The following is a 22,588-nucleotide window of genomic DNA, read 5'->3' as shown; positions in this document are numbered from 1 at the left end:
TCCGAAATGTATAGGGGCGATTCGCGTCGGCGCCCCGGAGTCGCCGTTCGGAGCTGCCTTCCAGGCGTGGTTGAAGCACCCGGACCGGGCAGGGGGCGTCACAAACGATACGATCGGCGCATGCCAAGGTACGAGCCCATCATCCCCGAGGGTCAACGCCTCGGAACCTCACACGAGCACGACGGTGCCGTCACAGGGCATCTATTCGACGAGGCAAACAAGCTCCAAGGGCACGCATCGTGGCGGCGCGTCGACGACGACGAGGCCGACTCGTACTCAACGAGCTACGAAAACTCATCGACTCGTCCGCTGACGCCGGAAGAAGAGGAGCTGATCGAGCAGATCACCGTCCTCGTCCTCACCGTCATCGTCGTCGGCGTCCAGGTCGCAGCACCGCACGTTCAGCGATGGTGGAACAAGATCGCACTGCCGGCAGTGAGGGAGGCATGGGCTCGCGTCAAGCGTCGTAAGCCGCCGACCGCAGTCGAGACGGTCGAACTCCTGGAAGTTGTCGACGCTCAGATCGCCCAAGAGCCTGAGCCAGGCAATTCGCTCGTGTTGACAGACCCTGTATTCACTATGACCTCGGCGGAGTGGGCTGAGCGCTATCGAGCGATGGTCGCCGCGGGGAGGTTCCGCGATGAGCAGGCTGATCTTCTCCGCAGGGCAAAGATTGTAGACGAAGCCACGGCGCTGGCCGCAACGGAAGACCTCACCCCACGCCAGTTCGCCGCGAATATCCGGCACGCGCTCACGTCGAACCCCGAGCTCCTCACAGATGAGACGGCGACGGAACTCCGATTGCTACTCGACGAGCAACTGAAGAAGAACCGCGGTGAGAACGGGGTCTGAGCCAGTCTCGATCTGCGGTCACAGCGCTCCGGCTAGTTCCGTACGCCTCGCTGCCGGACGGTGAAATCGCCCAACTGGCCAGCCGCGAGCTTGTGGCCATCGAGAAGCCGCCCGACAACCTCGGCATCAGACCATCCCGAGCTCGCCAGCGCCTGACCGAATGACCGCAGAGCGTGAACGAACTCACCAAGCTTCTGCTCCGTGATGACGCGCATCCCAACGATGGGGCTGGCGTCCGAGTAGATTTGTACAGCGCGATGCACCATCACCGGCACTGACGTTGCCTCAGGGTCGTAGCGGTCACCGAACCAGAGCATAGAAGTCGACAGCTGACCAATGTCACGCTTTCCGATCGCCGAGCTCTTCGCGCCGGTCTTCGCTTCGATCACCCAGAAGATGTTCTCTCCCAAAGCCCACAGGTTGTCCGGTCCGCTACCGGTGTCATGCTCGGGACGCTGCGAGCCGAGACCGATGAAGTCGCCGGCGCGACGGAACGCTTCCTCGAACTGGTCCGTGCGCAGTTCGTCGAAGACGAGGTCATCGATGATCGCCTCGACATCCAGGCAGAGCGCCGCGGCGGTAGAGAACCGCGCGGTGAGGCGCTCGACGCAGTTACGAGCCTGGGTCGAATGCGCCTGCAAGGGTACGTAGGTGACGCCGGCGCGAGGCTTTGTGACGTTGGTGTTCTTTGCGCGCGCCTGGGCGAGCGTCTGCTGGCCGAGCACCGGGTCGTTCGCGTCAGCGTATGTCGCCTGCAGCTCGAGCAGGATGCCGGCGGTGGTGCGGTCTGACTCCGAGGCAGCAGCCTCCGCGATGATGCGAACCGCACCCTGGTAGTCGCCGCGCTGGGCGTGTTCGAATGACTGCCGCTCCGCCACAGCAGCCGAGGTCACCTTGCCCGGGAGCGGAGCGATGTTGCGTAGCGCCTGAAGTGCGAGCTTCACCCAGCCGTCGTCGCGACCGAGCGCCTGCTTCGCGGTGCTGACGATCTTCTCGATCGGTACCTTGTCGATCTGCGCCGCGACCTGTCGGGACAGCTTCAGTTGCGCCTGAGTGGCGGGACTAAACCTGCTTGCGGTTCGCGGATCGACGGTGAGCTGTGCGAGGCGCGCGCCGAGCAGGAAGACGACGCAGTGGTCCTCGTTGCTGCGCACGCCACGTCCCATGCCCTGCTCGATGCGCTGCACTTGGCGGTCATCCACGCCTTCGCCAGCGCTGAGCATCGATGAACGAAGGCGTTCCTCGGGGCTGAAGGATTCCGGCAGTCCGTCGATGACGAGCACACGACACGCGCCATCGGGAAGGTCGATACCGTCGTAGCGATTGACGAGCACGACGAGTCCCACATGACGGCCACTACGTAACTTGTCGACGGCCGCCTCCACATCGTCGCCCATCGCAACGAGTGCTGCGTAGTCGCTCCACGGGGCAACCCACCGTTCGCTCGGCACGATGACGACGGTGTTGTGGTCCTGAGAGAGCTTCCAGATGTGCTCGCGGATCTCGTGCGGCTCCAGGCCCGGGTTGATCTCCTGTGGTGCGAGAATCATCCGCTCGCCGATGTCACCAGCTGTCACCGGCGTGATCGGCTTCACAATGCTCTCCGGGTCGGCTCCGAAGTCAGTGACAAGGACGCTGTCGTCAGCGAGTGTCGCAGTCAGAAAGACGCGATGTTGCGCCTCCACGAAGGACGTGACGTGCTCGATCGGCGGGCAGAGCGGTGTGATCGTTACCTCACGGTCGGAGAATACTGCACGACACAGAGCTAGATGCTCGCTGACTCCCGGCCAAGACCAGAACAGGGGCTTTCCATCGCGTGACTCCGCTCTGAGGATGGGAATGACCCGGTCTAGTTTCTCGCGCCACGCCCAGAAGGGCACACGCATCGGGATGCCTTTGCGCTCCTCGAGCACGTCGAGGTAGCCGTTCACGGACTGCTCTCGAAGGTCGTCCGCGAACAGGTCGAGCAGTTTGGAGTATGCATCACTGACGTGAGGCAAGGAGAGAGCCAGTTGGCTGCGAGTAGTCGCAATCGCGGCATGTGCATCGTCGATGACGACGGCGCCGATTGGTGCCCGCGGCCGCGTCGGGCGCTTGTCGGAGAACTTCGTCTTGCCGTTCACGAGTTCGTGAACGTTTATGACGGCGATGGCCTCGCTCGAAAGATATTGGGAGCTGTCGACGTCCGCCGTAACCGCGATGCCAAGGTGGGCCGCTTCGGCAATGACCTGTCTCACCAGGTGTTTGTTGGGTGCGACGTAGAGCCCAGGGCCCTTGCCCTCGTTCACGTAGCTCTGGAGGATGAGTAACCCATCGACCGTCTTTCCGCCGCCAGTGTTCACCTTGATGACGAGGTCGCGTTCGGTTCGTCGCTCGTGCCAGCGGGAGAGGACCTGGCCCTGGACGTCCCAAAGTTTGCCGTAGCCTTGCGCCTTGTTCAGCTGCCCGTGGAGCTCGCGCGGCTCGATCGGGTCCGGTTGCCCGGCGTTAGCGAGCATTGCTCCGAAGTCGACCATGACTCCATAATGGCGGCGGCGGTCATCTGGCGACTGGAGCTTGCGCCCCGTGTCGTGCGGGGCGTTCCCAAAAAACGCGTACGTAACGGTTAGTATCTGTTACATGGTCGATCCTGGACGCCTATCCTTGGGTGAGCTGTCCGCTTTGCGTGCGAGCCTAACGAAAGAGCTCCGCGCTCGACGGGCCCCCAATCGCACGTGCACGGCTTGCGGGCGACATTTCGCGGCTCGGAGCGACGCTCGGTACTGCAGTTCGCGGTGCAGAGTTGCAGCGCATCGGCTGCGTCAACGAAAGGGAAACCCTATGAGCATTTCCGGCATCGGATACGAGGGTCTTGCCCTGGACGCCTTCGTCTCGAAGCTGCGCGTTCGTGGCATCCAGACGCTCGTCGACGTCCGACTCAACGCCATCTCGCGCAAGCGCGGCTTCTCGAAGCGTGCCCTCGCGGAGGCACTCGGCGTAGCAGGCATCGCCTACGTTCACCTGCCGGCGCTCGGGAACCAGCGCGACAACCGTGCCGGGTATGGCGAGCTCGAGTCCGATCTGGCCAACGAGGTTCGCGATCGCTTCCGCCAGCAGCTCCGGTCGGAAGCAGCCATGACCGCACTAAACGAAGTCGCGGCTCTCGCACAGGCGGGCGAGGTGGTGCTGTTCTGCTACGAGCAGGATGAACGGCATTGTCACCGCGAGCAGGTGCTCGAGCTGCTGCGGTCACTGATGTCTCGCGACCTGGTGAAGTCCTAGAACAGAGTCGGCGCGGGTGCGACCGCGTCCTCGGATCGTGGCCAGTAAACCCCGAGAACACTGAACTTGCCACGGCGTGCAGCAAGTTCGAAGTTGCCCATGTAAAACCCGGCCTGCCGCTCGGGAGCAAACATCTCCTCGAGGAACTTCTCGGTCACGCCCGCCTTCACATCCTCGGCTCGATGGCGAAGCCGATTCTGCAGCGAAGTCAGCTCCCAGTCGAGGATGCGGCCCTGGTGGCCAGCGCAGGCGACGTCCGCGCAACGGTAGCGGTAGCGAACCTTGAACTCCGGCTCCTTCAGGATGGAGGGAACTGACCCGCTCATGGGGATGAGTGCCGTCGACTCCTTGTTGATGCGCGCCCGCATCTTCGCCAGCTGCTCCCGCGTCCACTTCGGGTGCGGTTCGAACTCGAGCCGATCGACATCCGCCGGGTAAACGAGACCTAGGGATGGAGCCGAACCATCAGCGGATGCGGCGCGCATTAGTTCGCAGGTCGTCGTGGGCTCCAACTGTCCGATGACCTTGTGGCGTGACTTCCACGGCGGTAGGTTCTGGACGACGTTCCACGAGTCTTGCGTCGGCGAGTAGCTCTCGCGGCGTGTGTCGGAGTCCTTGCGCCGCACCTCGAGCTCGATGATGTCGTACTTTTTGAACTGTGCGTCGCCGTCGAGCCAGCGGAAGGCGATCGGATACAGCCGAATCCAGCTTGGCTCGTCGCCGTCGATGCGGACGCCGGCAACGCAAGACGTGTCTCCGTAGCTCGTCGAAGGCTGCGGTGTGGCCTTCACCGTGATGAGCACACGCGCCTGTTCACCTTTTACCCTCATAGCGCGAGCATATTGCCGAGATCGGACATCATTGGGGATTCACCAACCGGTCCGCGATCCCAGTCCCCGTGATGGTCGGCGTCCTTGCCCCAGCGAAGCTCTCATCAACGGCGAGCTGTGAGGCATCGGCACTTGCCACCCTCTGCGCCTGTCTTGCGCCGGAGACACGCAACATCTCGTTGGAGGACACCGACGAGGCGCGAAACCGCGGGAGGCGACCAGCTCCCGCCGTTTTGTTCGGTTCGTGAGTATGTAGAGGCCTGTGAGGCGTCCTCTCAGGCGACTGACGCGGATGGCTTGTTATCGTCGCGAGCGTCCACGAGTACCACCCAGTCGCTCTCTGTGAGTTCCTGAGCTTTCAAGATGCGCTCCACCTTTGCTTGCTCGAGCGCGTCGTAGAAGACGATGAGCTTGACGGCGTTCTTCGTCTCGTTGGCCTTCTTGTAGATCTCGACCTGGCGTTCGAGGTTCCGGGCGAGGTGGCTATTGCTCGCGAGCTTCACTTCGATGAGGGACGTGTCACGGCTCCCTCGGCTGACTTTGAGGTCAACGGGACCCCTTCCGTTATTCACCTCGCGGTTCACGTCGAAGTCGCTCGCCTGCAGAGTCAGGTAGATCAGTCGCTGTACATCCGCCTCGCTGGCGCGGCCACGCGCCGTGTTCAGCGTCCGCCACCCATCCTTGTCCTCTACCCACTTCTTGAAGACATCGCACCGACGCTTCGCTTCGTCGAAGCTGTCGATAGGTGGCCGGTGCTCCATCTCGGGGAGTGACCAGAACTCCTGCAGGAGCTGCGAGAACAGCTCCACGAAGATCCCTCGGAGCCGCGCGAGTTCTTCGTCGCTGACAGCCACCGCTCCATCGCCGGCCTCCTCCTTCAGACGGATGTACACGTCAATGAGCTCCGGGAAGGTGGCGAGAGTCGTCGTTCGGATGGCCGTTTCTTCGGCCTTCTTCTTCGAGTCCTTGAGCGCCGAGTAGAAGTAGCGGTCGACCTTGTCTCGGAGCACATCATCGTCGACGGCGGCCGCGATCTCGGGGTATCGGCTGACCATGTCTCGATGGTTGATCCAGGTGTCTTGGTGAACCAGGATGTCCGTCGGTGTGAGGAGGACGTAGTCGTCGCCAAACACAGGGAGGTAGCGCACCTCAGTCATCCACGTCTCTGTCTCGTAGTTGAAGCGGATTCGGGTGACTGCGATGTCGGCGCAGAGGCTCGGGTCAAGATGCTCGCGGGCGAAAGTCTCGGTGTAGGTGACGAGGTAGTCCTTGATGAGGTTGGTAGTGAAGTCGCTGATTTTATCGAGACCGACCTTGCCAGTGATGAGGGACACCTTCTCGAGGTGGCTACTCTCCGTTCCGAACGATTCGCCTTCGTTCGCCACGACCCGCCCAATCGTGGAGCGCAGAGCACGCGCGAAGTCGGTGCCGAGCCCCGCGCCGCGGTTGCCGATCTTGGTGTACCCGAACCAGTTCTGACTGACTTCCTGGAACCGGAACAGATCTCGGATCGTCGCGTCGGAGAGCGGCTCATGCGCCAAAGACTTCAGGTAGCGCAGATACCGGAGGATGTTCTCATGCAGTTCCTGATACTCAGGGTTCACGCTGTTGAAGAGGAGGAAGGGGTCCACGAACAGCTCGACGTCGGCAAGAAGGTTCAGATCGAACGCCCCATAGCCATCCAACTGTTCGCGGGGTACTCCGAAGTAAGTACTGAAGAAGATCGACGGCGTATCCATCGTGGTCATGCTGACGATGATGTCAGACCGGGGTCGTGTGGAGTCGGTTGCGCTCGAAAGTCCGCGCACGTCCCGCGCGGTGTAAAGGATCGGTTGGGACTGCTGACAGTTTGGTTGACTCGTCTTGTTTGGGGTTTTCAGGCCGCGTGAGCGGCCTTTGAGTTGATTATCTCGAACTCGATGGGTGTGAGCCTTCCGAGTCGTCGCTGACGGCGTCGACGGTGGTAGGTCCGCTCGATCCAGGTCACGATCTCGAGTCGGAGTTCCTGTCTCGAATGCCATCTCCTCTTGTTGAGCACGTTCTTCTGCAGCAGCGAGAAGAACGACTCCATCGCCGCGTTGTCCGCGCACGCTCCAACTCGGCCCATCGACCCCGTGATCCCGGTTTCCCGGAGCAGCTCGACGAACTTCCGCGACCGAAATTGCGACCCACGATCCGAGTGCAGCGTTGTTCCCACGGGGTCACGGAGCGCGATCGCGTTGCGCAGCGCCGCGACAGCGAGGTCCGCGGTCATCCGCGAATCGAGCGAGTAGCCGACGATCCGGTTCGAGTGGATGTCTTTGATCGCGCAGAGATACAGCTTGCCTTCATCCGTCCAATGTTCGGTGATATCGGTCAGCCACAACTGATCCGGCCTCGTCGCGGTGAAATCGCGGAGCACGAGATCGTCGTGCACGGGAGGTCCGGCTTTTGGGTTCAGACCGCGTTTCTTCGAGAACACCGACCACAGGCGCTGCTCGGAGCACAGCCGCCACACGCGTCGCTCCGATGCTCGGAGCCCACTTTCGGCTTCGATCTCGTCCGAGATGAACCGATATCCGAACGCCGGGTCATCCCGATGCAGGTCGACGGCGGCGTTCGTGAGGTGAGCGTTGTCCCAGTCACGTTGCGACACCGGGTTCGCGCGCCATCGGAAGAATGCTTGCTTCGAAAAGCCCAGCATCCGGCAGGCCACCGCGATCGGGATCCGATCAGCGGCAAGGTCAAGGACCAGCGGGAACATCATTTGGGGAGTGAAGCCTGCGACAGATAGGCGGCTGCCCGGCGGAGGATCTCGTTCTCCTGTTCGAGCAGCCGGATGCGTTTCTTCGCCTCGCGCAGTTCGGCTGCATCGGCCTGGGTCACACCAGGCTTGATGCCGTCTTCGACATCCGCGATCTTCAGCCACCGTTGCAGGCACGACTCCGAGACACCGAAGTCCTTCGCGATCCGACTAATCGGGGCTTCGCCCCGACGCGCGACCGCGACGACGTCGTTCCGGAACTCTTTGGGGAATGCTTTCGGCACGTTGACCATCCTTCCGTGAGAACCGAAATCCTCACAGCGCTAGAGTCAACCGAATCGTCAGCAGTCCCACCCCCAGTCCCTCCCCGGTGCGGTCAAGGCTGATGCGGGTGTATATGGCGCAGCCCATAAAGGTACCCTAACGCCATGTTCGCACCGCTCGTCTTCCTCATCCTCCCGTTGTCCGTGCTCTTCGAAAGAACGCTTGGGACGGTCGGATACAAAAGGCCCGTATTTTCGCGGCAAGCGCCGCCGGTTCGGCGAGGCAAAGCCTATTTACAGCGGTAGGTTAGCGCTGTAAATGCTCGGCAGCCGTCTAGCTTGCTCGGTTCAGTTGGAGGAACCGCGTCGCCAGCCCCGGCTCAACTAGGGTCCAATACTTGCTAGACACGTCCTCGACGATCGAGCCACTCGATCGATCGCTGTCGCCCTATTCGTTGTCAGAATCCTCAAGGATGCGCTCGAACTCTTCGCGCTCGATGAATCTCAGCTCCGCCTCCGGTGCCTTAATGGGCGTCGACTGACCAGAACCGATCTGAGCGAGCAGAACCTGCAGATGAGGCCGAGCGAAATCGTAAAGCGTTTCCGCTGTTCCAGAATCGATGAGGTCCCGTTTCAGAGCTTCCGGGGACGAGTTGCGAGAGCCTTGCCCCATGGCGCTGACCTCGATTTCAGCCCAACCAGCGGGCGACGAGGCACGCAAGGTTCCGAAAACCGGCCGCAACGCTTTCTCGCTCCGTAGGAGTCTGTCGATAAGAGTGAGTTTCCACGTCACGTCGTCTTCTTCCGAAGGCTCGTACCCAGTTGCGCGAACACGAACGATGGAGGGGCTTGACAAGCGTAAGGTCACGCGACGACTGCCTTGGCTTCGATAGCACGGAACAAGGTGGCAGTATCCGCCCAACCTCGCGATGAACTTTCTTGTTCTTCGACTACATAGTAGGCGTGGGCGAGTTCAATCAGGTCGCGCTGTGCCATCCGGGCGCGCTCAACGAGGGCGGATTCGACCTCGAACTTGATGATGACTTCACTGGCCGATGACAGCATCCGCAGCTCTGTCAGTGTCAAGTCTGTCTGTCCGGAAAGGGCGTCGGCGAGTGTGTCGAGATCAATGCCAAGGCGTTCCGCAACCTCTTCGCGAGGCACGCCCGCGTGCGTGAGAGCCTCGAGGAGTGCGTCGAAAAGACCTTCATTGTGCGCGATGTTGCACTGCGCGGACCAGTGAAACAGATCCTCGGTATGAGCTAGCTCGTTGCGGAGTCTACGCATACGCGAAGCGGCTTTAGCCATTCCGAACACCTCCCTCTTCCACTATCAGACTACCGGGCTGGGTGACGGCTGGCACCAGGCTTCCGCACGCGCCTTCGCCTCGGCGATATCGGCGTCTTGTTCTGAGAGCCCGTCCAACGAAGCTTCTTTCGTGGCCAGCCCTAAGGCAAGCAGCATACGCGGGTGCACTGAAGGTTCCCCGAGATAGAGGCGCAGAAGCCGGGGCTTCCGACCGAACACTTCACGAACGTACCGAAGCCGGGGCTTTAACTCCACGATGTGCCCGCCAACGACGTTGCCCTCCGCGTCGCGACCCACGAACCTGACGGTGCCGGCTCTCGCCTTGTGCATCAGGATCTGAAGCTGGCTAGCATATTCCGCGTGCTCGGCAGGGCTTAGTTTCGGATCCAGGCTGTTGGAGTGCAGTGCGTCGATCTCTGCATGAGCTTCGCGAACAGAGAAATCCCACTCTGCGAACTGGTGCTCGCTGCCGTTTAGAGAAGCGCCGTAGCACCGCGAACCGACTGGTTCGTGTGGCACGTAGCATGCGCGCTGCACTGCTGTCATCTCGTCACCATACCCGACGTCGACTCTCCGGATGCCAACTAGTTCGTGCCTTTCCTTGGAGACGGTCTGCGAGCGAGGGATTCGCTGTGAAGGTCGGAGTGGTTCGCTGCAGCCCGACGGGCATGCCCATTGAGGGCTCTTGTGTTCGCCGTGTACCCGGGACTGTTCATCCTGCGGCTCGGCATCGGCTGACGGCCTCGCAGGGGGTCCTCACCCCTTGATGTACCTGCGCGTCATGTGGCGGCGGACGAGAGGGAAGGATGCGAGGCGCAGGGGCAGCATGCTCACCCAGAGTGTCAGGGGATGGGCGGGGGCGTAGATTCCTTTGACCCGGCGCCCGAGCCTCTGCTTGCGTTCCGCTTCGGGGCGGATCGCTGTCTCCCACGCCTGCAGCGCGGCCGGGATGCCGTCAGGTCTGGCGGTGAGCTCTGTGACGAGCCGGTCCGCTCCGCCCACGGCCAGAGATGAGCCGTAGCCGGCGAACAGCGTGACGCACCACGCGGAGTCGCCGAGGAGCGCGACTCGACCCTTGCTCCAGGACGGCACCACCACTTGGCTGACGGTGTCGAAGTAGACGGAGTCGGCTTCCTGGAGGCCCGTGAGTACTTCGGGGATGATCCAACCGAGATCGCCGTAGATGCGTCTCAGCTCGGCGTGCACGTCGGCACCCGGGCGCGCATGATCGGCGCGGTAGCCGAAGAAGGCGACGTTGCGACCGTCGCCGGCGCTGATGACGGCGGCGGTGCGACCGCGCGAGGAGTGCGTGCCCGTGGTGCCCGGTGCGATGGATGCGGGGCGCCGCTCGAGCATGGACACGGCGATCTTGTGTTGCAGGTCGACGAGGAAGTCCTCCTCCGGCCCGAACAGCAGGGTGCGGGTGGCCGAGTGCAACCCATCCGCACCGATCAGCAGATCGGCTGCTTCGACGGTGCCGTCGGTCAGTGCGACGCGGACCTCTCGCTCGTCCTGCTCGAAGGAGGTGAGCGTGGTGCCGAAGCGGATGGTCGTGTGATCCCGGACCTTTTCGTACAGGACCGACTCGAGGTCGCCCCGCAGGATCGTCAAGGAGCGCGCGCCGGTGGTGGCAGTGATCGTGGCGCGATCCAGAGCGAAGAGGCGTGAGCCGTCGGACCGGTGATAGCTGAGCTCCGCGGTCTCGAACGAGCGGGCCTGGAGATCGCTCAGGATGCCGATTCGCTCCGCGGCGTCATACCCGATGCCACCGAAGGTCACGGCATAGCCCCCGTCGCGGCGTGCGGGTGCGCGTTCGACGAGGAGAGTCTCCCACCCGGCCTGGTGCAGGCGGAGGGCGGTGGAGAGTCCGGCGATGCCGGCTCCGATGATGACTGCGCGCATGGGTGTCGTCCTTCCTCGCGTCGTGGTCGAGATGACGCGCTTCCGACAGTATCGGAGTTTCAGGAATTATTGAACAGTCATGATATTTGATATCGTGCTACTTGGAGGGTGAGATGACCGACAGGCACACGCAGTGGCAGACCGCTGAACGCTTGGCGCTGACATTGACCGAGGGCGGGATGCAGCGGATGGCTGCGCGCACGCTCGCCGTCTTCCTGTTCACCGACCAGGAGACGGTCACAGCGGGTGAGATCGTCGAGCGGTTGGATGCCAGCGCCGGCGCGGTCTCCAGTGCGATCAAGTCGCTGCTCTCGGTGGGGCTCATCGAGCGTCTGCCCGCTCCCGGGAGTCGCCGGGAGCACTTCCGACTTCGCGACGATGCCTGGGCGACCCTGTTCACCGGCCAGAACACGATCATCGACGCCATGCTCCAGGTCGCTTCGGAAGGCGTCTCCGTCACCGGTGACGATGATCCGGCGCATCAGCGCCTGGCGCAGATGCACGCGTTCTATGAATTCCTGCGGGGCGAGATTCCCGCTCTGCTGCACCGCTGGCAGGAGCGGAACGACTGACGCGAGCTCTCTGGCAGGGGAGGCGCGGACGGCCGCGTCCTGCGGGCTGTGGATAACTTCCGCGCGGGTGATCTCACCCCGGGCAGACTGGCCGCATGATCACACGCCTGCGCTCGTTCTTCCGCGCTCTGTCGGCCGACGAATCCGGTGACGTCCCCGGCTGGGTGCTCGTGACACTGATGACGGCCGGGCTGGTGGTGCTGATCTGGGCGGTCGCAGGACCCGCGCTGACCGCGCTGTTCGAACAGGCGATCCAACGGGTGTCGGGGCTCTGACATGGCGGAGGGGCCCCGGTTCGCGGATGAGCGCGGTTCGAGCCCGGTGGAGTTCCTGCTGGTGGGAACGCTGCTCACGGCGCTCACACTCGCCGTCCTCCAACTCGCGCTCGCCGTCTATGTGCGAAACGTGGTCCACGATGCAGCCGTCGAAGGCGCGTATCACGCTGCTCTCGCCGACACGAGTCCGGCCGAAGGAGTCGAGCGCACCCGCGAGGTGATCACGCGTGCGATCGGCGCGGGATATGCCGAGGACATCCGGATCGGCACCTCGGGGCTCCCGGAGGAAGAAACCGTCGACGTGCGAGTGCGCTCGACCTTCCCCCTGCTGGGCCTGATCGGAATCCCGTTCGCGATGGAGGTGGAGGCCCATGCACCCGTGGAGACGTTCGGTGGCCGGTGAGGAAGGATCAGCGGCGCTCGAGTTCATCGCGGTCGGCGTCATCCTCCTGGTGCCGATGGTCTACCTCGTGATCGCGCTCGGCGGCATCCAGGAGCAGACGCTCGGCGCGGAGGCGGCGGCGAGGCACATGGCGCGCGTCATCGCGCGGGCTCCGGACGCCGCATCCGCGACCGAACGTGGAGATGTGGTGCTCCGTGGGGTGATCGACGAGTACGGTCTGGATGCCGACGCGGTGGACGTGACGCTGACATGCACTCCGTCGGGCGTCGAGTGCCCATCGTCGGGAGCGACCGTCTTCGTCACCGTCAGCACCCGGGTGCGGTTGCCTCTCGTGCCGGAGCTCTTCGGCCTCGACCGTTCCACCGCGGTCGCCGTCCAGGCCACTTCGGCGCAGAAGGTGTCGCGGCTGTGGGGTGCGCGATGACGCGCGCCGTCCGGTCAGCGGACACAGCGGTGCCGGGGCAGGACGAGGGCAGCGTCCTCCTGCTGACGCTCGGCTACGTGCTCCTCGCGCTCGTGGTGATCTACGTCTGCGTCTGCGCGACGGATCTCTACATCGCGCAGAAGCGGCTGGACGCCCTCGCGGACTCGGCGGCGCTCGCCGGGGCGGATGGCTTCATCCTCGCGGTGACGGCCGACGGCGTCCGCGCCGAGTTGACGGATACCGGGGTCGAGGAGCAAGCGGCAGCCCTGGTCGAGGGGGTGCCAGGCGAGACGGACCTCGTCGCGGCGGGAACACCCGACGGGGTCTCGGCACGTGTCACGGTCGGCGTCGACTGGCGTCCGCCCTTGCTGTCGCCCTTCGTCCCGGACGGCGTACGCCTGGAGTCCACGGCCACGAGCCGCACCGCCCTGTGGTGACCTGCCGCGAGGGAGCGCTCAGTTACCGTCCGGCTCCGGCCCCGGCTCCGGCCCCGGCCCCGACTCCGACTCCGGTTCCGGCTCCGGGCGCGATCTGGGTATGAACTTCGGGATCCACCGCAGGAATCCGGCTGCCCCGACGAGGCCGATGACGCCCATCGCTGCGGCCGCGAAGGGGAGCGCCGAGAAAGCGGTGATCGCCGACACCAGCAGCGGCGCGATCGCACCTCCGGCGTCGGTGAGCGTGCGCCAGGATCCGAGGAAGGCGGCGGGCTCGCGCTTCGGGGCGACATCCGCACCGAGGGTGAGCAGGATCCCGCTCGACAGGCCGTTGCCGACGCCGAGCACCGCGGCGAACATCCCGAACCACAGCACCGCCGCATCGAGCTCGTGCGTGAACGACAGCGCGAGGAAGCCGGCGCCCATGAGCACCATCGCGGGCATCGCCGCCCACAGTCGTCCGAATCGGTCCATCACCTGCCCACTGGCGTAGAACAGCGCGAAGTCGATCGCCCCGGAGACGCCGACCACGAGGGCGATCGTCGAGGCATCCAGCCCCAGGGAGAGCCCCCACAGCGGGAGGACGACCTGCCGGGCGGAGCGCACTGCCGACAGCGACGCCGCGGCGAGTCCGAGACGGCCGAGCACCGCGCGCTGTCGCCACATGGTCTGGAAGATGCCGGTGCGCTCGACGGTCGGGATGGATCCGCTCACCGCCTCGCCGGAGTCCTCCATGTAGCGCTCGGCCGGGGTGAGCGGAGCGGGCGGTGTCGTCTTCTCCGGATCGGGGCCGAAGAGCACGAGAAGCACCATCACCACGAGGCAGCCCAGGAAGAACCAGATCGCGGCGCTCTCGGTGCCGAACACCTGCAGCAGACCCGCTGCCACGAACGGGCCGATGAAGATGCCGAGGCGGAAGCTGCCGCCGAGCAACGAGAGCGAGCGCGCGCGGAAGGCGACCGGAACCCTGGTCGTCATGAACGCGTGACGGGCCAGGCCGAAGGCGGCCGCGCACACGCCCAGGACGAACACTGAGGCCGCCAGCACGCCGAGCGTCGGGGCGAAGACCATTCCCACAGCCGACAGGATCGCGATCACGCCGGCGATCACCATCGTGAACCGCTCGCCGATCCGCCCGACTGCCCATCCGGCAGGGAGGTTTCCGCAGAGCTGGCCGATGACGAGCGCGGAGGCGACGAGGGCCGCGAAAGCGACGTCGGCGCCCATGGCGGCTGCCAGTACCGGGATGAGCGGGATCACGGCGCCCTCGCCGAGGGCGAAGAGGACCGTCGGCAGATACACCATCGGTCCGAACTGCCGAAGGACCGTCGATGCACTGCTCACGCCCTCACGCTACTCCCCGCAGGGAGGTGCTCCTGGACCCGGTCCCCGCGTGGGCAGACGGCACGTTAGGCTGAGGTGTCATGCTCGAACTAGATCTCTCCGCCGAAATCCAGGCGCTCAGGCACACCTTCGGCGACATCAGCGAGGTCGTCGATGTCTCCCGTCTCCGCGACGACATCGCGCGTCTCAGCGAAGAGGCCGGTGCTCCCGACCTCTGGGACGACACCGACAACGCGCAGAAGGTGACCAGCGCGCTCAGCCACCGTCAGTCCGAGCTCGCCCGCATCACCGGCATCGCGCAGCGCCTCGACGACCTCGAGGTGCTCGTCGGTCTCGCCAATGAGATGGACGACGAGGATTCCGCGCAGGAGGCGCGCACCGAGCTCGCGGCACTCACCGACCTGATCAACCAGCTCGAGGTGCAGACGCTCCTCGACGGCGAGTACGACGACCGGGCAGCGATCATCACGATCCGCTCCGGCGCGGGGGGCGACGACGCCACCGACTTCGCCGAGATGCTGATGCGCATGTACCTGCGCTGGGCAGAACGCCACAAGTACCCCGTCAAGGTGATGGACACGTCGTACGCGGAGGGTGCGGGCATCAAGTCCGCCACGTTCGAGATCGATGCGCCCTACGCCTTCGGAACCATCTCGGTCGAAGCCGGCACGCACCGCCTCGCGCGCATCAGTCCGTTCGGATCCGCCGACAAGCGCCAGACGTCGTTCGCCGCGGTCGAGGTCATCCCGCTCATGGAGGAGGCGACCGAGGTCGACATCCCCGAGAGCGACATCCGTGTCGACGTCTTCCGCTCGTCCGGCCCCGGCGGACAGTCGGTCAACACGACCGACTCCGCGGTGCGCCTCACCCACCTTCCGACCGGCATCGTCGTGTCGATGCAGAACGAGAAGTCGCAGATCCAGAACCGGGCAGCCGCCATGCGCGTGCTGCAGACGCGGCTCCTGCTGCTCCAGAAGGAGCAGGAAGCAGCGAAGAAGAAGGAACTCGCCGGCAACATCACCGCGAGCTGGGGTGACCAGATGCGCTCCTACTTCCTCTACGGACAGCAGCTGGTGAAAGACCTCCGCACCGGCCAGGAGTCCGGGAACCCGGCCGCCGTGTTCGACGGCGATCTCGATGACTTCATCTCGGCGGGAATCCGCTGGCGCAAGCGCAAGATCGAGGACTGAGACAAGAAGGGCCCCGGGAGTGATCCCGGGGCCCTTCTTCTTGTCTCAGCGACAGCGCAGGAGTCAGTATGCGGCATCTTTCAGCGTGCCGGTCACGTCCTCATAGCTGTAGAGGATGCAGTGCACGGTGCGGTCGTCGCCACGGACCCAGGACGACTCCGTCGGCTGATACGTGTAGTAGTCGAGAACCGAATCCATGTAGGACGTGCCCACGTAGGCCTCGAATTCCGACAGGCAGCCATCCCAAGCCTGGTCTTGGAGGGCGCCGTCACCGGGGAACTCCTCGCCTTCGAGGTCGTAGATGAAGAAGACCTCGTCCGTGTGGGGGTCGGCGCAGGGCACCACGGGGAGTTCGTAGATGTTCCCCTCTTCGTCGGAGTAGTCGACGAACGGCAGGCAGTCGCCCACGCGGAGATCGGCGAAGCTCACCATCTCGGCACCCTCGATGGCGCTCGAATCGTCGTCCGTCGAGGGGCGCTCGCCCGGGGCTCCGCTCGGGGAACCGGCTCCTCCCGCTGCGGACGCGACTCCCAGCAGGACGAGCGAGACGGCGACCGCGAGGACGGCGCCGATCGCCGCCACCACCATCCCGGTGATGCCCGGCCACTTCCGGCCCCGCAGGAAGAGCGAGACGAGCGACAGGATGAATCCGATGGCGAGCAGGCTCCAGCCCGCGATCGCGATCACGGGGACGCAGGCGCCGATCACGCCGACGACCACCGTCACCAGGCCGATGATGCCGAGCACCGGCGTCCCGGTCGCGGCAGGGGGAGCGGCCGGGACCGCCCACGGATCACCGACGACGCCGGAAGCGCCCGGATAGCCGGTCATGGTCGGGCCCGCGACGGGTGTCGGATCCGCAGGCGCCATCATGTACGGCGGAGCGAACGGAGCAGGTTCCGGTGTGGCGGGGACGGGATCACCGTCGGGAGCAGGCTCGGGAGCGGGAGCGGGCTCGGCGGGCCGCGGGGGAGCGGCCACGACGTGCTCGGTCCATTGCTGTCCGTCCCACCACCGCTGGTTCCCCGAACCGTCGTCGTACCACCCCGCAGGCGTAGTCATCTCGCGCTCCCGCTGTCGTGGTGTCTCAGGAGACGAAGCAGGCGGTGATGGCCTCGGTGTCCCCGAGGACCTCGGCCAGACCGTTGATCGCGTCGAGATCCGTCAGAGTGCCGTCGCTCTCGGCGATCGCACGCAGCGTGGCGTTGTCGAGATCGGAGACGACGAGCAGGTCGGCGAGGCACAGGACCTGCTCCTCGGTGTACCCCTCGGTGCCGTCCAGCGTGAGAATCGCCGTCAGTCCTGCGGCCACCTCGGACGTGGTCGGGCGGGTGCCGTCGTCGGCACCGTCCGTCTCGCCCGGGTCGGTCGCCTCGCTCGACGGGAAGGTGCTCGGGAGGTTGTCGAGCTCTTCGCTCGCCGTCTGCGCGACCGCGAAGACGAACACGAAGAACATCACGACGCCGATGATCGTGCCGACGACGGCGAGGATCAGGCCCGCGATGCCGGGCCACTTCTTGCCCTTCAGGAACAGCGAGATCAGCGAGACGATGAAGCCGGCACCGAGCAGGATGAACCCGAAGAATCCGATCACGGGGATGAAGGCGAGGATCGTTCCGATGGCGGCGAGGCCGAGGCCGACGAGTCCGAGGATCGAGATCTTCTTCGGAGCGTCTTGGCCGGGCTGAGCGTACGGCGAAGCGGCGGGGTGGCCCGACGGCGACGTCGTGTACCCCGCAGGGTAAGTCGGGGCGGAACCCGGGTAACCGGCGGCCGGCTGAGCCGGGGAGCCGTATTCCGGAACATCGGCGGCGGGGACCTCGGCGGCGGGGGCTTCGGAGGCGGGGACCTCGGGGGCTGGCACCTCTGCGGCTGACGGAGTCTCAGCTGCGGCGGGGGCATCGGGCTCGACCGAGGCCGCGGCCTCGGGAGCGAAGTGCTCGGTCCACTGCTGGCCGTCCCACCAGCGCTGGCGTCCGGATCCGTCGTCGTACCAGCCTGCTGGTGTCGTGGTCATGATTCCCCCTCGATGAATGCGATCGCTCCCTGGTGCGGCGACCCCTTCATGTATAGCAGTGGGCGGTGACCGGGGTGAGGCCTCCGGATGGGGAATAGTCCCCATTTCGTGCGCACAGGGACACGGTGTGCGGGGTGTCGCTCGCGACCAGCCGGAGGGGCGCGCTTAGGCTCGAACCGCCATGATTCGGTTCGAGAACGTCACCAAGCGCTACAGAGGGACGACGAAGCCCGCTCTCTCCGGTGTCGACTTCGAAGTGCAGCGCGGAGAGTTCGTCTTCCTCGTCGGTGCCTCGGGGTCCGGGAAATCCTCCTGTCTGCGCCTCATCCTGCGTGAAGACGTGCCGACCTCGGGCCGCGTCGCGGTCCTCGGCCGGGATCTCCGCTCGCTCGCCAACCGCAAAGTGCCGTACTTCCGGCGCCACATCGGCTCGGTGTTCCAGGACTTCCGCCTCCTCCCTTCGAAGACCGTGTATCAGAACGTGGCTTTCACGCTGCAGGTCACCGGATCCTCTCGAGGCTTCATCCAGCAGGCCGTACCGGAGGCACTCGCTCTCGTCGGACTCGACGGCAAGCAGAAGCGCATGCCGCACGAGCTGTCCGGTGGGGAGCAGCAGCGCGTCGCGATCGCCCGCGCTCTGGTGAACCGCCCCCAGGTGCTCCTGGCCGACGAGCCCACCGGCAATCTCGACCCCGCGACCTCCGTCGACATCATGCAGCTCCTCGCCCGCATCAACGCGGGAGGGACCACCGTGCTGATGGCCACGCACGAGGCCGGCTTCGTCGACCAGATGCAGCGTCGCGTGATCGAGTTGCGCGACGGGGAGATGGTGCGCGACGAGGTGCACGGCGGCTACGGCGACACCTCGAACATCCCGCGCCTCGTGCCGGAGGAGGTGCGCGGTGCCGCTGCGGCCGCCGCCCTCACGGCGGTGCAGGAGGTGCAGCGCCAGACGGCCGACCTCTCGGTGGTGCGCGCTGCCCTCGCCGAGGAGCTCGCCGCGCAGCGGACCGCGGCCGCGGACCGAGGCCCGGATGTCGAAGCCGAGCCGTCCCCGCGGACGGTCGAGCCTCCGCAGACCGTCGAACCTCCGGAGCAGGCCTTCACGCCCGAGGCGGACGAGGCCGCGCGAATCGTCGAACCGCCCGCCGTGGTCGAGCCGCCCGCCGTCAACCGGCCCCGCACGCATCCGATCACCCTCCCGAATGTCGATGTCGCAGAGCTCGGAGTCGCCGACCGCCTCGGCCTCTCCGACGAAGACGACGAGGAAGTGGGCCCGACCTCATGAGAATCGGACTCATCCTCGCCGAGGCCCTGGGCGGCCTCCGGCGGAACATCTCGATGGTGATCTCCGTCGTCCTCGTGACCTTCGTGTCGCTGACCTTCGTCGGCGCAGCGATCCTGATGCAGGGGCAGATCGGTGTCATGCGCGGGTACTGGGCCGAGCGCGCCCAGGTCGCCGTGTACATGTGCTCGGAGGTCTCCGAGTCGGAGACCTGCATCGACGGTGCGGCCAGCGAGGAGCAGGTCGCCGCGGTCCGCGCCCAGCTCGAGGGCGAGGCCCTGGCGCCGCTGATCAGCTCCATCACCTTCGACACGAAGGAAGAGACCTACGCCAAGCTCGTCGACCAGCTCGGCGCGGAGCAGGCGAGCGTTCTCACGCCGGACCAGGCGTTCGAGGTGTTCTTCGTCACGATGAAGGATCCGGGCCAGTCACAGGTGCTCGCCGAAGCCTTCAGCGGCCAGGCAGGGGTCGAACAGGTCACGGATCAGCTGCAGTACCTCGATCCGCTGTTCTCAGCACTGACCGTCGCCACCTACATCGCGGTCGGCATCGCGGTGCTGATGCTCATCGCTGCGACGCTGTTGATCGGCACGACCATCCGGCTGTCGGCGTACGCCCGACGGAAGGAGATCGGGATCATGCGTCTGGTCGGTGCCTCGAACCGATTCATCCAGACACCCTTCGTCCTGGAGGGCGTCTTCGCGGCGTTCCTCGGCTCGGCGCTCGCCAGCGCTGCGGTCGTCGCCGGTATGCACTTCGGCGTCGAGGGATACCTGAGAGGTCGGGTCCCCTTCATCACGACCTGGGTGACGATGCAGGATGCGGTGCTCGTCGTGCCCGTGCTGATCGGCATCGGGGTGGTGCTGGCCGCTCTGTCCGCCGGGTTCGCGATCCGCCGCTGGCTCCGTACCTGATAGCCTGAAAGGCTGCTCGGCCGGAAAGATCGATCGAGCTCATCACGGCAACAGGAGAGCATCATGCCCAGGGAACGCGGAGAGAAGGTCGTCGCGACCAATCGTCGCGCACGTCACGACTACACGATCGAGAAGTCGTACGAGGCGGGGATGGTGCTCACCGGCACCGAGGTGAAGTCGCTGCGTCAGGGACGCGCCAACCTCAGCGATGGCTACGCGTTCGTCAAGGGGAATGAGGTCTTCCTCGATTCCGTGCACATCCCGGAGTACTCGCAGGGGCACTGGACCAATCACTCGGCGAAGCGCGTCCGCAAGCTGCTGCTGCATCGCGAGGAGATCGCGAAGATCGCGCACGCGGTTTCGGCGGGCGGATACACGCTGATCCCTCTGAAGCTCTACTTCTCGGACGGCCGCGCGAAGGTCGAGATCGCCCTCGCGAAGGGCAAGCGCGAGTACGACAAGCGTCAGACCCTGCGAGAGCGTCAGGACACGCGCGAGGCCGAGCGCGCGATGCGCCTGCGCAACCGCGTGGGAGAGTAGCGCCCCGCCCTCAGCGGCGCGGTACGAACCCGAACACCCGGCCGAGGAACGCGAGTTCGCGTTCGAGGGAGTCGACGATCGTCTCCGCACTGCGGAAACCGTGGCCCTCGCTCGGGTACAGCACGTACTCGTGATCGACGCCGCGCGCCGCCAGGGCATCGCGGATCGACTCCGACTGCGACGGCGGGACCACGCGGTCCTCGCCGCCCTGGAGGAGCAGCACCGGAACGTCGATGCGGTCGGCGTGGGTCAGCGGCGAACGCTCGATGTACACGTCTTCGTATTCGGGGAGGGGGCCGACGAGTCCGTCGAGGTATGTCGCTTCGAAGTCATGGGTCTCCGCGGCCAGCAGCCGCAGATCCGCCACGCCGTAGCGGCTGATCCCCGCGGCGAACGCCCCGCCACGGACCAGCGCCGACAGGACCGTCCAGCCTCCGGCCGACCCTCCGCGGATGGCGATGCGGGCGGAGTCGGCGAGTCCCGCGTCCGCGAGACCTCGGGCGGCGGAGATCACGTCATCGACGTCGACGACGCCCCATCGCCCGTTCAGACGCTCGCGGTAGGCCCGGCCGTAGCCCGTGGATCCGCCGTAGTTCACGTCGAGCACGCCGATGCCCCGGCTCGTGTAGTAGGCGATCGCCGTCGAGGAGGCGCCGGAGACGTGCGCCGTCGGCCCCCCGTGCACGAGCACGATGTACGGCGGGAGCTCGTCGTCGGGTGCGCTCGCATCCGGGTTCGCAGGAGGATACGCGAAGGCGTGCACCTCGCCATGCGCACCATCGACCTCGATCGGCACCGCGTGCGGCATCCACCGGGCGTCCACGGGCTCCCCGCCGCGCACCGTGACGGTCTCTCCGGAGTCGACGTCGACGACCCACAGGCCCGGTGTGACGTGTGAGCCGTTCCCGGAGAGCAGAACCCGGGTGCCCTCGGCGTCGTCCACGCTCACATGCCCGTCCCCGGGGACATCGATCGGACGTGCGGCGCCATCCGCATCGATCACGACCACCAGGTCACGGCCGTTCGTCCGCACGGCCACGATCCGCCCGTCGTTCAGCGGCTGGTACCAGCGGTTGCCGAGCACCCAGAGTCCGTAGCCCGTGTCGGCGTCCGCCGGTGCGAGCGGCTGCGGCTCGGCGCCCGGGACGTCGCCGTCGAGAGCGACGCGGTGCAGCCCCCATCGGCCGGCGGAGTCATCGGCGAACACCAGATCCGCGTCGCCGAGCCACTCCGGTTGGAGAGCCGCTCGCGAGGGCACGGTGTGCACGTCGCCTGCGGGGAGAGCGACGATCTGAACGTGTGCCTCTTCCCACGGCATCCGGCCGGTGTCCCACTCGACCCAGGCGATTCGCTTACCGTCGGGGGAGAGCGCCGGATGGGCGACGAAGCCCTCACTCTCCCGGATCACCCGGATCGCGCTCGCGTCGTCCGCCGCCGAACCGTCGACCGGGATCTCGATGATCGATCGGGTGTGCGGGGTCGTCGACAGGTCCTCACGCACGGCCAGCAGACGCCCGGCCTGCACCCGCAGGCCTCCGTGCGCCGCGCCCTGCGGGGTGAGGGGGACAGGTTCGGTGCCAGGGACGAGTCGACGCACCCGCTGATCATCCGCATCGACGAAGTAGAGCGTGCCCTGGCGATCGGCTGTCCATGCGCCGCCCCCGTACTCGTGCACCCGCGAACGTGCGCTCCAGGGGGCGGGAAGGATCTCGTCCCCGGACGAACTCCGCACCGTCACGCGCCCCTTCTCGGACGGGACGGATTCCCCCCACCAGATCTCGGAGCCGACGAAGCGGGCGCCGTCGATGCGCGGGGACGAGACCGCCACGGATGCGGCGGAGAAGGGCGAGGGCCAGGAACCGTAAGGGGACGACATGCTTCGAGCCTATGGGCCGATGACATACGGCGTCACACACGTGCGGCGACCCGACAGGGTGATCTAGGTTTCTGGAAACGCCCCGGTTCGCCCCGGAGCGTGGAGCGACAGCCGAGCCCGGCACCCGCCCGCGAACGACGTCCTCTGTGTCG

At 65.6% G+C, this 22,588-nt stretch carries 23 protein-coding genes; 11 read left to right on the top strand and 12 right to left on the bottom strand.

What is annotated here, in order from left to right; translation table 11 throughout:
* Window positions 1–120 precede the first annotated feature (120 nt).
* Complete coding sequence (locus LVJ59_RS15175; protein ID WP_232763663.1) at window positions 121–852, top strand: hypothetical protein; 732 nt, start codon at window positions 121–123, stop codon at window positions 850–852.
* A 32-nt stretch (window positions 853–884) separates the two neighbouring features.
* Here the strand turns inward: LVJ59_RS15175 and LVJ59_RS15170 are convergent, their stop codons facing one another.
* On the bottom strand, window positions 885–3,368 hold the full coding sequence (locus LVJ59_RS15170; RefSeq protein WP_232763662.1) for a helicase C-terminal domain-containing protein: 2,484 nt from the start codon (window positions 3,366–3,368) through the stop codon (window positions 885–887).
* A 304-nt stretch (window positions 3,369–3,672) separates the two neighbouring features.
* Between LVJ59_RS15170 and LVJ59_RS15165 the strand changes: the two genes are divergently transcribed.
* Entirely contained in the window at window positions 3,673–4,113 is a 441-nt protein-coding gene (locus LVJ59_RS15165) for a DUF488 domain-containing protein (protein ID WP_232763661.1), read from the top strand.
* On the opposite strand, the gene LVJ59_RS15160 is transcribed toward LVJ59_RS15165, so the two are convergent.
* The 7 genes from LVJ59_RS15160 to LVJ59_RS15130 all read right to left on the bottom strand — a co-directional run bounded on the left by LVJ59_RS15160 (window position 4,110) and on the right by LVJ59_RS15130 (window position 11,159).
* Complete coding sequence (locus LVJ59_RS15160; RefSeq protein WP_232763660.1) at window positions 4,110–4,916, bottom strand: hypothetical protein; 807 nt, start codon at window positions 4,914–4,916, stop codon at window positions 4,110–4,112. The two genes, LVJ59_RS15165 and LVJ59_RS15160, sit on opposite strands and share 4 nt — an antisense overlap.
* 302 nt (window positions 4,917–5,218) lie before the next feature.
* Window positions 5,219–6,691 carry a hypothetical protein gene (locus LVJ59_RS15155; RefSeq protein WP_232763659.1) on the bottom strand — a complete coding sequence of 491 codons (1,473 nt, stop codon included), beginning with the start codon at window positions 6,689–6,691 and terminating at the stop codon, window positions 5,219–5,221.
* A 128-nt stretch (window positions 6,692–6,819) separates the two neighbouring features.
* A protein-coding gene (locus LVJ59_RS15150) for an IS3 family transposase (RefSeq protein WP_232763658.1) occupies window positions 6,820–7,970 on the bottom strand; the annotation gives its coding sequence in 2 pieces (ribosomal slippage) (window positions 6,820–7,697 and window positions 7,697–7,970; 1,152 coding nt in all).
* A gap of 427 nt (window positions 7,971–8,397) precedes the next feature.
* Complete coding sequence (locus tag LVJ59_RS15145) at window positions 8,398–8,742, bottom strand: hypothetical protein (protein ID WP_232763657.1); 345 nt, start codon at window positions 8,740–8,742, stop codon at window positions 8,398–8,400.
* Between the two features lie 71 nt (window positions 8,743–8,813).
* Window positions 8,814–9,257 (bottom strand): hypothetical protein, encoded by a 444-nt coding sequence (locus LVJ59_RS15140; RefSeq protein ID WP_232763656.1) that lies wholly within the window; start codon window positions 9,255–9,257, stop codon window positions 8,814–8,816.
* Between the two features lie 24 nt (window positions 9,258–9,281).
* Window positions 9,282–9,803: a hypothetical protein gene (locus LVJ59_RS15135; RefSeq protein ID WP_232763655.1), complete on the bottom strand. Its 522-nt coding sequence runs from the start codon at window positions 9,801–9,803 to the stop codon at window positions 9,282–9,284.
* 210 nt (window positions 9,804–10,013) lie between these two features.
* Window positions 10,014–11,159 carry an FAD-dependent oxidoreductase gene (locus LVJ59_RS15130; protein WP_232763654.1) on the bottom strand — a complete coding sequence of 382 codons (1,146 nt, stop codon included), beginning with the start codon at window positions 11,157–11,159 and terminating at the stop codon, window positions 10,014–10,016.
* 113 nt (window positions 11,160–11,272) lie between these two features.
* On the opposite strand from LVJ59_RS15130, the gene LVJ59_RS15125 reads away from it, so the two are divergent.
* The 5 genes from LVJ59_RS15125 (at window position 11,273) to LVJ59_RS15105 (ending at window position 13,270) form a co-directional block, all read left to right on the top strand.
* Window positions 11,273–11,731, top strand: a complete 459-nt coding sequence (locus tag LVJ59_RS15125; protein WP_232763653.1) for a GbsR/MarR family transcriptional regulator — start codon at window positions 11,273–11,275, stop codon at window positions 11,729–11,731.
* Between the two features lie 95 nt (window positions 11,732–11,826).
* A complete protein-coding gene (locus tag LVJ59_RS15120) occupies window positions 11,827–12,006 on the top strand; it encodes a hypothetical protein (RefSeq protein ID WP_047524308.1) in 180 nt (59 codons plus the stop codon).
* Between the two features lies 1 nt (window position 12,007).
* A complete protein-coding gene (locus LVJ59_RS15115) occupies window positions 12,008–12,409 on the top strand; it encodes a TadE/TadG family type IV pilus assembly protein (RefSeq protein ID WP_131492645.1) in 402 nt (133 codons plus the stop codon).
* Window positions 12,378–12,833, top strand: coding sequence for a TadE family protein (locus LVJ59_RS15110; RefSeq protein WP_232763652.1), 456 nt, complete (start codon window positions 12,378–12,380; stop codon window positions 12,831–12,833). Before LVJ59_RS15115 ends, LVJ59_RS15110 begins: the two co-directional genes overlap by 32 nt.
* A complete protein-coding gene (locus LVJ59_RS15105; RefSeq protein ID WP_232763651.1) occupies window positions 12,830–13,270 on the top strand; it encodes a hypothetical protein in 441 nt (146 codons plus the stop codon). Before LVJ59_RS15110 ends, LVJ59_RS15105 begins: the two co-directional genes overlap by 4 nt.
* Window positions 13,271–13,288: 18 nt before the next feature.
* Here LVJ59_RS15105 and LVJ59_RS15100 read toward each other — a convergent pair whose 3' ends face one another.
* Entirely contained in the window at window positions 13,289–14,575 is a 1,287-nt protein-coding gene (locus LVJ59_RS15100) for an MFS transporter (protein ID WP_232763829.1), read from the bottom strand.
* A gap of 119 nt (window positions 14,576–14,694) precedes the next feature.
* On the opposite strand from LVJ59_RS15100, the gene prfB reads away from it, so the two are divergent.
* Entirely contained in the window at window positions 14,695–15,804 is a 1,110-nt protein-coding gene (gene prfB, locus LVJ59_RS15095) for a peptide chain release factor 2 (RefSeq protein WP_047524313.1), read from the top strand.
* A gap of 63 nt (window positions 15,805–15,867) precedes the next feature.
* Here the strand turns inward: prfB and LVJ59_RS15090 are convergent, their stop codons facing one another.
* Both LVJ59_RS15090 and LVJ59_RS15085 read right to left on the bottom strand, forming a co-directional pair.
* Window positions 15,868–16,866, bottom strand: a complete 999-nt coding sequence (locus LVJ59_RS15090) for a DUF2510 domain-containing protein (protein WP_232763650.1) — start codon at window positions 16,864–16,866, stop codon at window positions 15,868–15,870.
* 25 nt (window positions 16,867–16,891) lie between these two features.
* Window positions 16,892–17,821 carry a DUF2510 domain-containing protein gene (locus LVJ59_RS15085; RefSeq protein WP_232763649.1) on the bottom strand — a complete coding sequence of 310 codons (930 nt, stop codon included), beginning with the start codon at window positions 17,819–17,821 and terminating at the stop codon, window positions 16,892–16,894.
* A 181-nt stretch (window positions 17,822–18,002) separates the two neighbouring features.
* Here LVJ59_RS15085 and ftsE point away from each other — a divergent pair, with 181 nt between their 5' ends.
* From ftsE to smpB, 3 genes are all read left to right on the top strand, one after another.
* Window positions 18,003–19,109, top strand: coding sequence for a cell division ATP-binding protein FtsE (gene ftsE, locus LVJ59_RS15080; RefSeq protein WP_232763648.1), 1,107 nt, complete (start codon window positions 18,003–18,005; stop codon window positions 19,107–19,109).
* Window positions 19,106–20,020 carry a permease-like cell division protein FtsX gene (ftsX, locus tag LVJ59_RS15075; RefSeq protein ID WP_047524316.1) on the top strand — a complete coding sequence of 305 codons (915 nt, stop codon included), beginning with the start codon at window positions 19,106–19,108 and terminating at the stop codon, window positions 20,018–20,020. Before ftsE ends, ftsX begins: the two co-directional genes overlap by 4 nt.
* A gap of 63 nt (window positions 20,021–20,083) precedes the next feature.
* Window positions 20,084–20,560, top strand: a complete 477-nt coding sequence (gene smpB / locus LVJ59_RS15070) for an SsrA-binding protein SmpB (RefSeq protein ID WP_047524317.1) — start codon at window positions 20,084–20,086, stop codon at window positions 20,558–20,560.
* Window positions 20,561–20,570: 10 nt separating this feature from the next.
* Here the strand turns inward: smpB and LVJ59_RS15065 are convergent, their stop codons facing one another.
* Window positions 20,571–22,436, bottom strand: coding sequence for a prolyl oligopeptidase family serine peptidase (locus tag LVJ59_RS15065; protein WP_232763647.1), 1,866 nt, complete (start codon window positions 22,434–22,436; stop codon window positions 20,571–20,573).
* Window positions 22,437–22,588: the final 152 nt, after the last annotated feature.

The organism is Microbacterium sp. KKR3/1 (assembly GCF_021272365.1).
Lineage (GTDB): Bacteria > Actinomycetota > Actinomycetes > Actinomycetales > Microbacteriaceae > Microbacterium > Microbacterium aurugineum.
This window is presented reverse-complemented; position numbering and strand designations above follow the sequence as displayed.

Bases quoted from the DNA above. Each gene is read 5' to 3' on its own strand.
- LVJ59_RS15110 (WP_232763652.1), top strand. From the start codon at position 12,378: ATGCACCCGTGGAGACGTTCGGTGGCCGGTGAGGAAGGATCAGCGGCG.
- LVJ59_RS15105 (WP_232763651.1), top strand. From the start codon at position 12,830: ATGACGCGCGCCGTCCGGTCAGCGGACACAGCGGTGCCGGGGCAGGAC.
- ftsE (WP_232763648.1), top strand. From the start codon at position 18,003: ATGATTCGGTTCGAGAACGTCACCAAGCGCTACAGAGGGACGACGAAG.
- LVJ59_RS15140 (WP_232763656.1), bottom strand. From the start codon at position 9,257: ATGGCTAAAGCCGCTTCGCGTATGCGTAGACTCCGCAACGAGCTAGCT.
- LVJ59_RS15120 (WP_047524308.1), top strand. From the start codon at position 11,827: ATGATCACACGCCTGCGCTCGTTCTTCCGCGCTCTGTCGGCCGACGAA.
- smpB (WP_047524317.1), top strand. From the start codon at position 20,084: ATGCCCAGGGAACGCGGAGAGAAGGTCGTCGCGACCAATCGTCGCGCA.
- LVJ59_RS15135 (WP_232763655.1), bottom strand. From the start codon at position 9,803: ATGACAGCAGTGCAGCGCGCATGCTACGTGCCACACGAACCAGTCGGT.
- LVJ59_RS15165 (WP_232763661.1), top strand. From the start codon at position 3,673: ATGAGCATTTCCGGCATCGGATACGAGGGTCTTGCCCTGGACGCCTTC.
- LVJ59_RS15065 (WP_232763647.1), bottom strand. From the start codon at position 22,436: ATGTCGTCCCCTTACGGTTCCTGGCCCTCGCCCTTCTCCGCCGCATCC.
- ftsX (WP_047524316.1), top strand. From the start codon at position 19,106: ATGAGAATCGGACTCATCCTCGCCGAGGCCCTGGGCGGCCTCCGGCGG.
- prfB (WP_047524313.1), top strand. From the start codon at position 14,695: ATGCTCGAACTAGATCTCTCCGCCGAAATCCAGGCGCTCAGGCACACC.
- LVJ59_RS15125 (WP_232763653.1), top strand. From the start codon at position 11,273: ATGACCGACAGGCACACGCAGTGGCAGACCGCTGAACGCTTGGCGCTG.
- LVJ59_RS15155 (WP_232763659.1), bottom strand. From the start codon at position 6,691: ATGACCACGATGGATACGCCGTCGATCTTCTTCAGTACTTACTTCGGA.
- LVJ59_RS15085 (WP_232763649.1), bottom strand. From the start codon at position 17,821: ATGACCACGACACCAGCAGGCTGGTACGACGACGGATCCGGACGCCAG.
- LVJ59_RS15170 (WP_232763662.1), bottom strand. From the start codon at position 3,368: ATGGTCGACTTCGGAGCAATGCTCGCTAACGCCGGGCAACCGGACCCG.
- LVJ59_RS15130 (WP_232763654.1), bottom strand. From the start codon at position 11,159: ATGCGCGCAGTCATCATCGGAGCCGGCATCGCCGGACTCTCCACCGCC.
- LVJ59_RS15090 (WP_232763650.1), bottom strand. From the start codon at position 16,866: ATGACTACGCCTGCGGGGTGGTACGACGACGGTTCGGGGAACCAGCGG.
- LVJ59_RS15100 (WP_232763829.1), bottom strand. From the start codon at position 14,575: ATGGTGTATCTGCCGACGGTCCTCTTCGCCCTCGGCGAGGGCGCCGTG.
- LVJ59_RS15115 (WP_131492645.1), top strand. From the start codon at position 12,008: ATGGCGGAGGGGCCCCGGTTCGCGGATGAGCGCGGTTCGAGCCCGGTG.
- LVJ59_RS15175 (WP_232763663.1), top strand. From the start codon at position 121: ATGCCAAGGTACGAGCCCATCATCCCCGAGGGTCAACGCCTCGGAACC.